This window comes from Croceicoccus sp. YJ47 (assembly GCF_016745095.1).
GTDB lineage: Bacteria > Pseudomonadota > Alphaproteobacteria > Sphingomonadales > Sphingomonadaceae > Croceicoccus.
In genome coordinates, this window is record NZ_CP067087.1 from 13,267 (window position 1) to 27,084 (window position 13,818).

The 13,818-nt window shown below is 65.6% G+C and carries 9 protein-coding genes and 1 pseudogene; 5 read left to right on the forward strand and 5 right to left on the reverse strand.

All coding sequences use genetic code 11. The features are described from left to right. The first annotated feature begins 73 nt into the window (after positions 1-73). The 4 genes and pseudogenes from JD971_RS00060 to JD971_RS00070 all read left to right on the forward strand — a co-directional run bounded on the left by JD971_RS00060 (position 74) and on the right by JD971_RS00070 (position 3,914). Complete coding sequence (locus JD971_RS00060; protein ID WP_202085036.1) at positions 74-1,609, forward strand: DUF4173 domain-containing protein; 1,536 nt, start codon at positions 74-76, stop codon at positions 1,607-1,609. Between the two features lie 11 nt (positions 1,610-1,620). Next, positions 1,621-1,901, forward strand: a pseudogene (locus JD971_RS16350) (response regulator); the annotation flags it as partial. Continuing rightward, positions 1,899-2,327, forward strand: coding sequence for a response regulator transcription factor (locus JD971_RS16355; protein ID WP_236672413.1), 429 nt, complete (start codon positions 1,899-1,901; stop codon positions 2,325-2,327). The pseudogene JD971_RS16350 and the gene JD971_RS16355, both read left to right, overlap by 3 nt. 36 nt (positions 2,328-2,363) lie before the next feature. After that, a complete protein-coding gene (locus JD971_RS00070; protein WP_202085038.1) occupies positions 2,364-3,914 on the forward strand; it encodes a HAMP domain-containing sensor histidine kinase in 1,551 nt (516 codons plus the stop codon). A gap of 74 nt (positions 3,915-3,988) precedes the next feature. Here the strand turns inward: JD971_RS00070 and JD971_RS00075 are convergent, their stop codons facing one another. The 5 genes from JD971_RS00075 to JD971_RS00095 all read right to left on the reverse strand — a co-directional run bounded on the left by JD971_RS00075 (position 3,989) and on the right by JD971_RS00095 (position 11,499). Further along, complete coding sequence (locus tag JD971_RS00075) at positions 3,989-5,746, reverse strand: cation:proton antiporter (protein ID WP_202085040.1); 1,758 nt, start codon at positions 5,744-5,746, stop codon at positions 3,989-3,991. Positions 5,747-5,920: 174 nt separating this feature from the next. Next, positions 5,921-6,496 carry a GNAT family N-acetyltransferase gene (locus tag JD971_RS00080; protein ID WP_202085042.1) on the reverse strand — a complete coding sequence of 192 codons (576 nt, stop codon included), beginning with the start codon at positions 6,494-6,496 and terminating at the stop codon, positions 5,921-5,923. Next, on the reverse strand, positions 6,493-7,053 hold the full coding sequence (locus tag JD971_RS00085) for a RidA family protein (RefSeq protein ID WP_236672168.1): 561 nt from the start codon (positions 7,051-7,053) through the stop codon (positions 6,493-6,495). The genes JD971_RS00080 and JD971_RS00085 overlap by 4 nt, the downstream gene beginning before the upstream one ends. Positions 7,054-7,121: 68 nt before the next feature. Continuing rightward, the gene (locus JD971_RS00090; protein WP_202085044.1) at positions 7,122-9,755 is read right to left on the reverse strand and encodes a TonB-dependent siderophore receptor; all 2,634 of its coding nucleotides are present in this window, start codon (positions 9,753-9,755) and stop codon (positions 7,122-7,124) included. Positions 9,756-9,918: 163 nt separating this feature from the next. Next, entirely contained in the window at positions 9,919-11,499 is a 1,581-nt protein-coding gene (locus tag JD971_RS00095; protein WP_305852230.1) for an FAD-dependent oxidoreductase, read from the reverse strand. A 691-nt stretch (positions 11,500-12,190) separates the two neighbouring features. Here JD971_RS00095 and JD971_RS00100 point away from each other — a divergent pair. Then, entirely contained in the window at positions 12,191-13,135 is a 945-nt protein-coding gene (locus JD971_RS00100; protein WP_202085047.1) for a DUF5996 family protein, read from the forward strand. Positions 13,136-13,818: the final 683 nt, after the last annotated feature.

Consider the following 13,818-nt stretch of genomic DNA (forward strand, 5'->3'; position numbering starts at 1 on the left):
CTTGCCCATCGCTATCGCACGCCGGGCCACATACGGCGCGGGCATGAAAAGGGCGAACAGACGGAGACAGCCCATGCCCATTTCCCGCGCCGTGCCGCAATCCGCGCGGTTCCGCTTCCTTGCCAAGCTGGCGATGGCGGCCATTCTGCTCGCCTTGTCCGAAGTGGTGTTTTTCGGATATCGCGGCGGCTCCGTCATGGGCGGGTTCGCGCTCGTCTGGCTTTTGTTCGTGGCGGTGTCGCAATCCGCGCGGCGATCGCGCGCAGGCAGGATCGGCATCGGGGCGGCGTTCTCATATGCCCTCGTCCTGATCCTCGATCCCGGGGTGCTCGCGGTGCTGCTGTTCCTCACCGCGATAGGCAGCGTCGCACTGCTCACGCGTCATGATTTCGATCATGCCGGATACTGGTTCGTGCGGCTCTGCATCCTTGCGGCAATGGCGCCGTTTCGCGTGGCGATCGATCTTGCCCATGCGATGCGGCTTCTGCCACGCGATGGCACGCGCACACGGTCCATCGTTCTGCATGTCGCGATGCCGTTCGCCGGGGGCGCGATCTTCCTCCTGCTGTTTGCAAGCGCCAATCCCGTGATCGGCGATGTCTTCGCCGCCGCCGCGATGCCGGACTTGGAGCTGTTCGTCCCGCACGCGGTCCTGTTGCTCGTGACGCTGTGCCTTGTCTGGCCCTCGTTACGGCCGCGCACGGTCCGCATGTCGGAGCGGATGCGATTGTCGCGTGGTGCCGCGTTCGACATGCCGGTAACCGCGATGCTGCTCACGCTCGGCGTGTTCAATGCCGTCTTCATGGTGGAAAACACGCTCGACCTCGTCTTCTTGTGGAGCGGCGCAGCCTTGCCCGCGGGGGTCACGCTGGCCGATTATGCGCATCGCGGCGCCTATACGCTCATCCTGACGGCGCTTCTGGCGGGAGGATTCGTGCTTTTCGCGCTGCGTCCCGGCTCGCCGGCGGCGGCGAATGGCGGGGTGCGCGCACTCCTGCTCGCCTTCGTGGCGCAGAATATCCTGCTCGTCGCGTCCAGCATGCTGCGCCTCGTCGATTATATCGCGGCCTATTCCCTCACCGTGATGCGCATCGCGGCGCTCGCCTGGATGATAAGCGTCGCCATCGGGCTCGTGCTCATCTGCTGGCGCTTGATGGCCGGGCGGTCGGCGGGTTGGCTCATCAATGCGAACGCGCTCGTTCTGATGGGCATGCTGAGCCTTTTCGGGATCGTCGATGCGGGGGCGTTTGCGGCGGCGTGGAACGTTCGCCACGCCCGCAATGAGAATACGCTCGACCTCTGCTACCTCGAATCGCTTGGCACATCGTCGCTTATCCCCCTGATCCAATTACGAAATGCGCCGGTGGATCTGGTGACGCGGGATCGCGCCGCCGCGTTGAGCGAACGGATCCGTGCCGACCTGCGCGCATCGCAATCCCACTGGCAGGGGTGGAGCGTGACCGGCGCGCGCCGTCTTGAAAAGTCCGATCGCATGCTCCGCGGCGCGCCGAAATCGCCCGGTCCAAGGTGGGATGGACGCGCATGCGACGGCGCCCCCATCGCGTCCGCCACGCGCGGCGAAGGATTGACGGGCGTGAAAAAGCCGTGATCCTGTCCCCCATGCCGCGCCGGATCCTCATTGTCGACGACGACCCCCATATTCGCCAGTTGCTTGGCTTCGCGCTCGGCAAGGCGGGGCTCGACACGATCGAGGCCGAGGATGGGGAGGCTGCGCTTGCCGCCGTCGCCGCCCGCGCGCCCGATCTCGTCATCCTGGACATCAACATGCCGCGCATGGACGGGCTGAAACGTGCCGGCGCCTGCGCGCGCAAAGCGACGTGCCGATCCTGTTCCTGTCATCCCGCGATGAGGAGATCGATCGCGTGATCGGCATTGAAATGGGCGCCGACGATTACGTGGTAAAGCCGTTTTCCCCGCGCGAGGTAACCGCGCGGGTGCAGGCAATCCTGCGCCGCGCCGCAACGCGCGGACCGGGCGGCGAATGCGCCGGCGGACGTATCGTGCACAACAGCCTTTCCATCGATGGCGAAGGCTGGCGCGCGGCGTGGAACGGTACGGACGTGCCGCTCACCGTGACGGAATTCGCGACCTTGCGCACGCTCGCCTCCGCGCCGGGCCGGGTGTTCAGCCGCGACGCGATCATCGACCACGTGCACGGCCCAAGCTTTGCCGTGACCGACCGCACCATCGACAGCCACATCCGCAATTTGCGGGCCAAATTTGCGGCGGTGGGCGCCACGACGCTGATCGAAACGCGGGCCGGCATCGGCTATGCGCTCGGCCCCTGCACCGCCGCCGATGGCTGACGACCGGGGCATGCGGACGCCGTGACCGGGCGCGGATTGGGAATCAGACCGTGGATCAGGGCGCACTGGCCGCGCCTGCGCCTGCGCACCATCGTGTTCGCCACGCTGTTCATCGTGGCCGCACTCCCCGGAATTGCGGCGATGTTCCTGCGCGTTTACGAAAACACACTGGTTCGTCAGACCGAGGGCGAGCTTGTCGCGCAGGGTGCCGCCCTCGCCGCGATTGCTGCCGCGGACTGGCCCGGCGCGCCACCGCCCCGCATCCCGCGCACCGGATTTCGCCCGGAACTGCCGCGCATCGACCTGAGCCGCAGCGCGGTCCTGCCCGCCCGTCCGACGCCGGTCCCCGCCGCCCCTGCGGACAAGTCGGCGACGATGGCGGCGGCCACGCTCGCACCCGTGTTCGCGCAGACCAGCAGCGTCACCCTCGCGGCGATTCTCCTCCTCGACAGCCAAGGCCGGATTGCCGCGCCGGGTGCACGCGCAAGCCTTGCCGCCCTGCCCGAAGTACGCGCCGCATTGAACGGCCGGCTGGCGACCGTGCTGCGCCTCACGCGCGCCGAACGCGCCGCCTATCGCCTCGAATGGCTGTCGCGCGCCGCGGCCGTGCGCCTGCATCATGCCCGGCCCGTGGTGGTGGACGGGAGAGTCGTCGGCGTGCTGCTCCTGTCGCGGCAGGCGCGCAATCTGTTTCGCGGGCTTTACGCCGATCGGGGGAAGATCGCGCTCGGCGTGGCTGCGATCCTCGCCCTGCTCATCGTGTTGAGCGGCGTGCTGTCACGTGCGATCGTCCGCCCGGTGGAGGCGCTTGGCCGCGCGACGCGTGCGCTCGGCACCGCGGAAGAATCGATCCCCGAACCGCCCCGCACCGCCGCGGTCGAGATTCAGGGGCTCTATACCGATTTTGCGCGCATGGCCGATGCGATCGAGCGACGCTCGCGCTATCTTCGCGATTTCGCCCATGCGGTCAGTCACGAGTTCAAGACGCCGCTGTCCGGTATTCGCGGCGCGCTCGAAATCCTGTCCGACCACGGCGATGACATGTCGCCGGACGAACGCGCGCGCTTCCTCGCCAATGCGGATGCCGATGCCGCCCGGCTCACCCTGCTCGCGACGCGCCTGCTCGAACTCGCGCGCGCCGATCTCGGCACCGGCGGATCGGGCGACTCTGGCGACCTTCGCGACGTACTGCTGCGCCTAACCGATGCGCAGAACCGTGCAACATTCACCGTCGCGGTCGACTGCGAGGCCTGCCCCCGCCTCGTCGCGATGGCCGAAGTCTCGCTCGACGCGGTGATCAGCGCACTCATCGAAAACAGCAGGCAGGCCGGCGCGCGTTCCATCGCGTTCCGTGCCGGCGTCCAGGGCGGCGCCGTCCACCTGATCGCGCAGGATGACGGCCCCGGCATTCCCGAAGCGGATCGGGACCGCGTGTTCGAGCCGTTCTTCACCACGCGCCGGACATCGGGCGGAAGCGGGCTCGGCCTACCCATCGTGCGGTCGCTGATCGAGGCGGCGGGCGGAACGCTCACCCTCATGGAGAGTGCGGACGGCGCGTGTTTTCGCATCGTCCTTCCCTTGACCTGACGCCGTTTCGCCGAACTCGGCCGGATATTTGCACAACGCTGTCACCACCGACCGGGCCGGCCGCCCCGCGGCGCCTATTCCGTGATCGCGGGCGGAGCGGACGCGTCGCGCCCGTTATCCGCGTGCAGGTCGCCCTTCGCGATCTGATTGGCGAGCCACTGACGATCGTTCTCGCGGAACTTCGCCTCCAGCGTGTCGATCTCGCTTTCGTTCACGGCAACGCAGTCCAGCGCGGCGCGCGCCATGGCAATCGCGGATTCGCGCAGTTCCCGCACGAGAAAACGATAGCGCGGCGGCGAAAGCGCCATGACCGAGCGGCGATCGAAGGCGCGGACCATTACGGCGGCATCGGGAAACGCATCCCCGACTGACGCCAGGAATTCCGAGGACAGCTGATTGCCGTCGATGCAGAAACAGATGAGCGAGGCCTCCGCCGCGCCGGCCTGTCGGAGTACGTCCATCCGCAAGCCGTCGCCGTAATGCACGCGCGTGCCGAATTCGTCCGCCACGTCGATCTGGTCGACCTTGCGATCGATGAGCGAGATGCGGATGCCGGCCAGCGTGAGGATTTGCCCCACCGTCTGTCCGAACCGTCCGTAACCGATGATGAGCGCCGACGCCCCGTCCGGCTGCGGCCCTTCGCGCGTGCGCGTGTCGCCGGGGCCGGACCGGATGCGGCGCGTCACCATCATGAGGAACGGCGTGGTCGCCATGCTGAGCGTGACGATGGCGCCGAACAGGCTGTTGGTTTCGGCATCGATAATGCCGCCGGTGAACGCCTGCGTGAACAGGACGAAGCCGAACTCGCCCCCCTGGCTCAGCAAAAGGCCGAGCGCCAGCGCCGCGCGCCAGCCCATGCGCAGCAGCATGCCCAGCCCGAAGATCACCGCCGTCTTGACCACGACGAGCGCCGCCGCCATGCCGATCACGAAGGCCGGTTCGCGCGCGATTGCCGACAGGTCGAGCATCATGCCCACCGACAGGAAGAACAGGCCAAGCAGGATCGAGCGAAACGGTTCGATATCCGCCTCCAGCTCGTGCCGGTAGGGCGTATCGGCCAGCATGACCCCCGCGATGAACGCGCCAAGCGCGGTGGAAAGACCGATGCTCTCCATCAGTGCAGCGGATGCGACCACGGTGAACAGGCCGGCGACGACGAACATCTCCCGCTCGCCCAGCCTCCCGATGAGCCCGAACAGCGGGCGCAGGAGAAACCGCCCGGCCAGCACCAGCCCCCCAATCGCGCCGACGGTCTGTGCGGCGAGAACCCAGCCGCCCGCACCCGTATCCTCCCCGCCCGTGACGGACAGGGCCGTCACGATCGTGATCAGCGGGATGATCGAGAGATCCTGAAACAGCAGGATGGAAAAGGCTCGCTCCCCGAACGGCGTGCGCAACCGGCCCGAGCTTTGCAGCATGGGAAGCACCTGCGCCGTGGAGGACAGCCCGAGGGGAAGACCGATGGCCAGCGCCGCGCCCAGCGGAAAGGACGCCGCGAGCCAGATCACCGCCACCATGGCGAGCCCGCACAACGCGACCTGCGCAAGGCCGAGGCCGAAGATCGCGCTCTTCAAACGCCAGAGCCGCCGCGGTTCCAGCTCCAGCCCCACGATGAACAGCAGCAGGACGATCCCGAATTCGGCGAAACCGATCATGTCCGCGCCATCGCCGCCGGCAAGCCCGGTCACCTGCGGCCCGACGAACGCGCCCGCCACGAGATAGCCCAGCGTCGCGCCGAGGCCGAGCTTGCGAAAGACGAGCACGAACACCAGCGCCGCAGCCAGCAATACCAGCATCTGCCCGATCAGCGAGCCGCCGCCCTCATGCCCCATGTCGCCGTTTCCCCAATTGCGCGCATCGCCGGCACGCCTTCGCGCCGATCCGTCCGCGCGGAATGGTACCCTTTGGTTGCTATCCCGCGCGCGGTCAACGCACGAAGGCGATCACCCCGCCGATTGCCCGATGCCGCGGTGACGCCCGCCCATACCGGCCTCTCGATCCATGGGTCAGGAAAGCGGCTTAGTCATTTCGATAATCGGGACGTTGCCATCGTGAAACCGCCGGATTTCGGTGTAGCCGCACAGGCGGTAGAGCGCCTCCCCGCCGAGCGTCGCGCCAAGGGTCGTCGATGTAAAGCCATGGGCGCGGGCGGCGCTTTCGCTCGCGTGCAGGATGGCGCGCGCGACGCCGCGGCGCGTATGCGCGGGGCTCGTGTACATCGCGCGGATCCGGGCCGGTTCGCTTTTGGGGCACAGCCGCCGCGCGTCGCGACCCGTGCTACCGTCGCCGCCGTAATGCGTCGCGCGAAAGCTCCATCCGCCGCAGCCGATGATCGTTCCACCATCCACCGCCACGAAATAGGTGCCATCCTCGATCAGCTGCGTGTCGAGCGACATGAACCGGTGGCTCGATCGCACTTGCTCCGGGGTCAGGACATCGGGCAGCAATTCATCGACGCAGCGCCGGATCAGGCGGCGAAGATCGCCCGCGTCATCCATCACCGCCGGGCGCAGCGCGAAGGCGCGCGTCCCGGCGGGGGCGGGGCCGTCCGAAACGGCCCCGCCCCGCACCTGGCTCCTCATTTTGCGGCCACGACCTCAAGCTCGACGAGGAATTGCGGTGCCGCGAGCGCGGCGACCTGCACCGTGGAGCGGGCGAGCGTGTTGGGATTGTCCGCCGTATTGAAAAACTGGCGGAATCCTTCGTTGAAGCCTGCGAAATCCATCGCATCCTGCCCTTCGGGTGCGGCGACGAAGGCGGTCATCTTGATGACGTCGCTCATCGTGTAGCCGTGTTCGGCGAGGATCGCGGCGATCTTGTTCAGCGTGCTGATCGTCTGCGTCTTCGTGTCGCCGTAATCGGCGGCGGTGATCTCGGACCGGTCCTTCGCCTGAACCGCTTCCTCGTCGATCGGCGATGCGAGCTGACCCGAGAGGTAGAGCATTTCCGTGCCGGGCCGGACCGTCACCGCCTGAAGGATGAGGCCGGGCGCGCTGCCGGTGTGGCGTTCGATCGAGGCGGGCTCTTCTCCGCCTGGCGCCGTGTCGGCGTGACCGGGATGGGCGTGCGCCTGTCCCGACATGCCGAGCAGGATCGAAAGTGCCAGAATTGCGGGCCTGAAATGCGGTACGATCATCATTCGTCTCCATATGCGAAGCGGTGCGAGCACGCACCGCTTCTGTTGTTCCATAAGGCGTCAGCCCGGCGTCACAGATCCATGCCGACCCGGACATACCAGAAACCGCCCAGGTAGCCGAGCGGCGAAGCATCGTTGTAAAGTCGGCCGCTCGCCTGTGCCCCGGTGGCGGGATAGATATTGCGCAGTTCGCGATCGGGATAGTTGTCGAACAGGTTCTCCGCGCCCACCGCGATGCGGAAACGGTCCTGCAAGGTGATCCCGGCCTCCAGGTCAAAGCTCAGCTCCGCGCCGAAACTCTGCGTCGTGAGGTCGGGCGTTCCGGCGGGCGGCGGCACGGCGTTATAGGACGTATACTCCCCGTAGTAGTTGAGCCGCCCGGTCACATAGACCGCGTCATAGGTCCAGTTGGTCGACAGGACGCCGCGAAAATCCGGGGTCAGCCCCTCGATATTGGCGGCGCGCTGCCCGCTGATCGCCTCGGGCCGGGATATGCCGGTGACCTCGGTATTGTTGTAATTGACCGCGAGCGAGCTGTTGAAGGTGCCGAACCCGGTCATCACCCGGTGGGTGAGCACCGCATCGACACCCTGCGTGCGGGTTTCGAAACCATTGGTGAAATAGTTCACCTGGCCCAGATCGAAGGCATTCGCGACGCCCAGTGCAGAGAGCGCAGCCTGATCCGCCGCGCTGACCTGGAACGGGGAGGTGATGGCGATGCGGTCCCGCACCTCGATATTGTAATAGTCGATCGTGAAGGTCAGCGTCGGCATCGGCGTCAGCACGACGCCGCCCGAAAAGCTGGTCGATTTTTCAGGGCTCAGCGGCTGGGACCCGAAATATTCGCCCGTCACGCTCCCCGGTGTGACCGTCGCGGTGGCGACGGGCACGGTGCTGCCATTGGGGAAGCCTGTCTGTACGTTGGAGGTGAAGGATTGCCCCGGTGTCGGTGCGCGGAACCCGGTGCTCGCCGCGCCGCGCAGGGCGATCGCATCGGAAAAGGCGTAGCGCGCGCTGATCTTGCCATTTACGGTGTCGCCGAAATCGCTGAAATGATCGTAGCGTCCCGCCACGCCCAGCGTGAAGGCCTCCACGATATCGGCCTCCACGTCGACATAGGCGGAGTAGCTGTTGCGCGAACCGTCCGCGACCGAATCGGGGCCATACCCCGGAAAGCCGTTGGCGCCCACGCCCGCCGTCGCCTGAAAGCGGGTCCCGTCGGCGCGCTGCACCGTTTGCGTCGCATAGGGGCCGATGGCGTAGGATTCCGGATCGCCCAGCCCGACCTTGTAAGTCTCGCGCCGGAATTCGAGCCCGCCCGCGATATTGAGCGCGCTCGCAAAGCCGACTTCGAGCGGATAGCTCACATCCAGATTGAAATTGGTCTCCTGCTGCGTGAGCGACCCGAGATAGAAATCGGTCGGCGACGTTGGGCCGAGCGAGGGGTTCAGCGTCTCGTTCATCGTATAGCGGATGCGATCCTGTCCGGTTGCCGCGCTCAGGTCGAACAGCATCCCGAAATCGGTTTCGCCGCGCACGCCGATCACGCCGTAGACATCCTCGTTCGTGCTCATGAACAGGGGTACGAAGCCATCGGGAAAGAACGCGCTGGCCTCGAACGTGGCGCCGCCGGCGTCATAGACCGGCGCGCCGCCCGCGGTCAGCAGGCCCGGAATGGGATCGAGATAGATCGTGCCCACCGATTTTCCGAAGGTCTGGTCCGGGCGTTGCGGTTGTCCGGGAAACGGCACCGCGCCCGGCACGGTCACCGCCACGGGCCGGCGATAGTTGAAGTCGACCTCGGAATCGGCATAGCCGTAATTGCCGAAGAAATAGAGTTCGTTCATATCGCCGAACGGCACCGCGGAATTGACCACCACGCGATAGGCGTCCTGCTCCGGTTGGCCGTAGCGCGTCGGCGGAAAGGGCACGTCGATGCCCAATTCGCGCAGGGCCGCCGAATCCGGCCGGTCGATCGCGCGGTTGAAAAGCGACTGATCCACGTATTCGCCCGAGATATTGAGGAACCCCTCGCCCAGCGCGAGGCCGATATTGCCCGAAATCTGGATGTCCTCGCCATCGCCTTCGTAGCTTTGTCCGTAACGCGCATTCAATTCGATCCCGTCGGCATCCTGCCGCAGGCCGAGGTTGATGACGCCCGCGATCGCATCCGAGCCATATTGCGCCGCCGCCCCGTCACGCAGCACCTCGACCCGGCCCAATGCGACCGAGGGGATCTGCGACAGGTCCGGCCCTTGCGAGCCGGTCGACAGATCGTCGCCCGCCACCTGTACGAGCGCGCTCCTGTGCATGCGTTTCCCGTTGATCAGCACGAGAATCTGATCTGGCGGAAGGCCGCGCAGGGTCGGCGGCCTCACGAAGGCGGTACCGTCCGCACCTGCGTTGCGTTGCTGATTGAACGAAGGGACGAGGTTCTTGATGATGGTCTGAAGATTGGGGCTGGGCTGCGTCGCCAGATCCTGCGCGGTGAAGACATCGACCGGGACCGCGGATTCGGTGACGGTGCGGTCGGTGCGCCGCGTGCCGGTGACGATGATCTGCTCGCTTGCCAGGCTTTCGTCGAACTCGGCGTTATCGCTCGTACGGTCCGAAACGATGGGTGAAGCGTCCTGCGCGGCCACCGGCCCTGCAATCGAAAGAGCCACCGCAAGCGCCGCGAGCGATATCAATGATGCGTTAGTCATTCAGCTTCCCCTGTTGGTTGTTACAACCTTCCGGGCAAACTCCCCCGTTTTCGCGCCTCCCCGCACGATCCCCATGCGAAGCGCGATCATCCTTTTTCGAAACGAGTCTTGAGAAACGATATATCGGTCTACCGGACCGGACATTGCGCCCGGCCCGCCGTATTCAGGCCGCCTGCCGCCCTTCGAGCCGCACGCGATCGGCCAGTTTCGTCACTTGCATGCGGGCGGACTGGATGCCGCCTTCCTGCCAGCCGGGCGTCTGGCTGAGATGGGCGCCGGCGAAATAGATCTGCCCTAGCTCCTGCAGCAGGGCGTAGGCGGGCAGGTCGATATGCCCCTCCTGCCCCCCGCTCGCCATGCCCGCCCCCCAATCGGGCCAGGGACCGAGCGAAAAGGGCGCCTTGTTCCAGTTGATGACGGCCGGGTTCGACAGCTTGGACGATTGCCCGGGATGCGCCCGTTCGACCGCGGCGCGCGATGCCTCGATCTGCGCGCTGAGCGGGAGCTTTGCGAATTCCTCCGCCACATCGCCGGAATTGTAGCAGCCCAGAAGCATGCCCCGATCCGCGAACAGGTCGCCGGAGGGATACCAGATGAGCGCGGTCGGCGCCCCGACGAACGATATGCCGCCGTAGATCTGGTCATCTTCCCAGAAGCGCGGCGCGTCGAACCCCACCTTGTTCGAAAAGCTGTACTGGACGCTGCCGATCGCCTGCTTGACCGGGCCGGGCAGGTTGCTCTTCGTCTTGGCGAGAACCGGGAGCGGAATGGTGCAGATGACGAAATCCGCCGTCAACCGGCGCTGCGCCCCGCTCACCCGGTCGCGCATCACCACGCTGGCGCCTGCGCCCGTATTCGCAAGCTCCACCACCTCGGCGTTGCGCACGCTCGGTTTCTTGAGCGCGCGGTCCATCGCGATGTGCACCTGGTCCATGCCGCCCACCGGTTCGAACATGGTCGCCTGCATGTAGAGATTGTCCTCGAACAGGGTCATCGGCAATTGTTCGTTGGACAGTAACTGGCGCAGCGGCAGTGGCGCGCCATGCTCCGAAAACGCCAGCCCCGCGCCGGGCGCCTTGCCGAAACCCGAGCGTTCGGTGCCGATGAACCGGCCCTGCGCGTCGAGATCGCCGTAACGCGACAGGAACGGCATCAACGCCTCGATGTCATCGGTGCTCAATGCCTGGTCGAGCGATCCCTGGCGCAGCGCCTTGCTGAGCAGTTCGGATACGTGCCCCCGCATGTCGTTGATTGCGGTGCGCATGCGGATGCGGCTGCCGTCGGAGCCGACGATGAAGGCCGAACGGCTCGAATTGACCTCGACCTCCATCGGCACGCCGAATTTCTTCGCATAGCCCAGAAAGCCGGTGTGAAAGCTGGGAATGCGGGCCGGGCCGGCGTTCATGTAAAGCCCGTCGGCAAAGGAAACGGTCTGCGTTTCCTCGCCGATCATCTCGATCTTCGTGCCGTTCCGGAGTGCCCACGCGCGGCCGCCCACCCGGTCGCGCGCCTCCAGCACGGTGACATCGAAGCCTGCCTGTTCGAGTTCGTGCGCGGCCACCAGCCCGGCAATGCCCGCACCCAGTACGATCACGCTGCGCCCGGCACCGGCCCCCGGGGCAAGCGCGGTCCATTCCTGTGCATGGGCGATGCCCGCGATACCCATGGCCTTCATCGCCGCAGCGGTGACGCCGAGCCCGGCCGCCGAGCCGAGCGTGTTGAGCAACCTACGTCGTGTGATCATTCGCTTCCCCGAGATGAATGAATGCCGCGGCCCCCTCGCCGCACGCCTTTCAGTCAACCTCACCGGAACGAGATTAAGGATTCTCCCGAAAACCTTGCTTATGGCAAGGTCTACCGAGGTCCTTGCGTAACAATCTCTTTACCATCGACCCCTGTCAACAAGAATTGAAACAATTTGTCATAATGTAAGAAATTTTCTTGTTTTGGAGGGGATTGCGGCCGGGGTGAAACTTCGGATAAACGGCGGGCCGCGCGCGATAATCTGGTTGTTGTGGCCATCGCCTCGCCAGAAAAATTCGATCGAAGCGAACGCCATGATTGACATCGCTGCGCACCCAATCACCTTGCCATTCGGGTCGATCAACGCCAGTGCTTGCGCCTAGGCGCGGCCTTGCCCATTCGCGTACTAAGCGGGCAAGCTTGTGAGAATATCTCCGCCCGTATTGGCGGTGATAACCGGCGGCGTCAGGGCATGCAATCTTGGCGCCGCGTGCAATCGGACGACCGGATCGCGTTGCACCCGCGCCAACCCGCCCCTTCCCCCCGTGCGCCGCGCGGTCACGGGCGCGGCCTCTTGCAGTTTGCGGAACGCCGCCTATCCTCACCGGGCGCGAACGCCGCGCCACAGGCAACAAGGGACGCCACCCACATCCACCCGGAAGCACGCGTACCCGCCGCAGGAGAAAGTTCCCTTGCAGACGAACTGGCCCAGGCTGGATTACGCGGAATGGCAGGACACGTGCTCTGCCCTTCAACTTTACATGCAGGTGGTCGGGAAATACCGGCTGGCGCGGACGCCATGGGTCAACCATTCCTGGCACGCGACATCCTACGTGACCGCGCGAGGCGTGACGACATCGCTCATTCACGACGGACCCGGAATCGAGATTGTCTTCGATTTCATCAGCCATCGCCTCATCGGCACAACCGGCGACGGGCGCACCGCTTCCTTTGCGCTTGCCCCCATGACGGTGGCGAAATTCTACGATCGTTTTACCGCGCTCATTTCCGAGCTGGGCGGTGACCCGCGCTACGACCGCCACCCGAACGAGGTTCCCTCACCCGTGCCGTTCGACGAGGACCATGTCGAGCGCCCGTATGACAGCGACGCGGTCGCGCGCTTCCATCAGGCGCTCGTGTCGATCGACCGGGTTTTCAAGCGTTTCCGCACCGCGTTCCTCGGCAAGTGCAGCCCGGTGCATCTGTTCTGGGGAAGCTTCGACATTGCGGTCACGCGCTTTTCCGGAAGGCGCGCGCCGCTACATTCCGGCGGGGTCCCCGCAATGCCCGACAAGGTCGCGCAGGAAGCGTATGACCGGGAGGTTTCGTCCGCCGGTTTCTGGCCGGGCGGCAACGGGCTCGATAATGCGGCTTTCTATGCTTACGCTTACCCCGAACCGGACGGTTTCGCCGATGCGAAGGTGCAACCCGAGGCCGCATCGTGGAACCCGGACCTGTCCGAATTTATCCTGCCCTACGAGCCTGTGCGATCGGCCAAGGACGGCGACGCAACGCTGCTGGCGTTCCTGCAGAGCACCTATGCCGCAGCCGCGAATCTGGGTGACTGGGACCGGGATCTGCTTGAATGCGACCTCGGCGAACCGGGGACGGTCCGCGATCCCGATCCACGCCCATAAAGCGGCGCACATGATGCGCCCGCTCTGCCGATCCGTTGCTGCGGGAAACGGACCTGCATCATGACCACCGGCCGGATGATTGCTTACGAAGAGCGGAAATACCGGAAAAGGGGCGGACTGCTTTTCTGGCACGGGAGCTTCGCCCCGCCGACCTCGCACCGCGGATCTGGCCGGAAGGACCATCCATCTTGGCATAAGCCGCGCATGCCATGCGGGAAATGCGCGTTCGAGCCCGTCCTGCCAAGTCGGTTCGTCGGGCAGCACCGAGCTATGTTCGACTGCCGTCCCGGCACCCTGCCACAGATCCGGCGTCGCATCGTGTGGACTGCATCCCCCGCTGGCCCGCGAACGGTAAGCATGACCGGGCTTTCCCGTACACCCGTCGGGCGATGGGACACAGGCCATCGTCGCGCAGCCGGGCGGGAAAGTCTCTATCGCATAGAACCCGCCAGCTGCCTTCCGCAACGGAACCCACCCGTCAGTTTGAGCGATTGAACGCCCGACGCCGGGTCTGCTCGATAATCCTCCGGCTGCATCGACGCTTCGGGATCAGGCCCTACGATCGTTACCTGATGAACTGTGCGACCGCGTATGATTCCAGCGGAAAGTCCGGCCCATTCGCCCGCCGATTCCAGGGGTTTCAAGTTCTTTCACGGACAACAAAGATGGAACCGGGGCTGGGA

Bases quoted from the DNA above. Each gene is read 5' to 3' on its own strand.
- JD971_RS00075 (WP_202085040.1), bottom strand. From the start codon at position 5,746: ATGGGGCATGAGGGCGGCGGCTCGCTGATCGGGCAGATGCTGGTATTG.
- JD971_RS00085 (WP_236672168.1), bottom strand. From the start codon at position 7,053: ATGATGATCGTACCGCATTTCAGGCCCGCAATTCTGGCACTTTCGATC.
- JD971_RS00080 (WP_202085042.1), bottom strand. From the start codon at position 6,496: ATGAGGAGCCAGGTGCGGGGCGGGGCCGTTTCGGACGGCCCCGCCCCC.
- JD971_RS16355 (WP_236672413.1), top strand. From the start codon at position 1,899: ATGGGCGCCGACGATTACGTGGTAAAGCCGTTTTCCCCGCGCGAGGTA.
- JD971_RS00060 (WP_202085036.1), top strand. From the start codon at position 74: ATGCCCATTTCCCGCGCCGTGCCGCAATCCGCGCGGTTCCGCTTCCTT.
- JD971_RS00090 (WP_202085044.1), bottom strand. From the start codon at position 9,755: ATGACTAACGCATCATTGATATCGCTCGCGGCGCTTGCGGTGGCTCTT.
- JD971_RS00095 (WP_305852230.1), bottom strand. From the start codon at position 11,499: ATGATCACACGACGTAGGTTGCTCAACACGCTCGGCTCGGCGGCCGGG.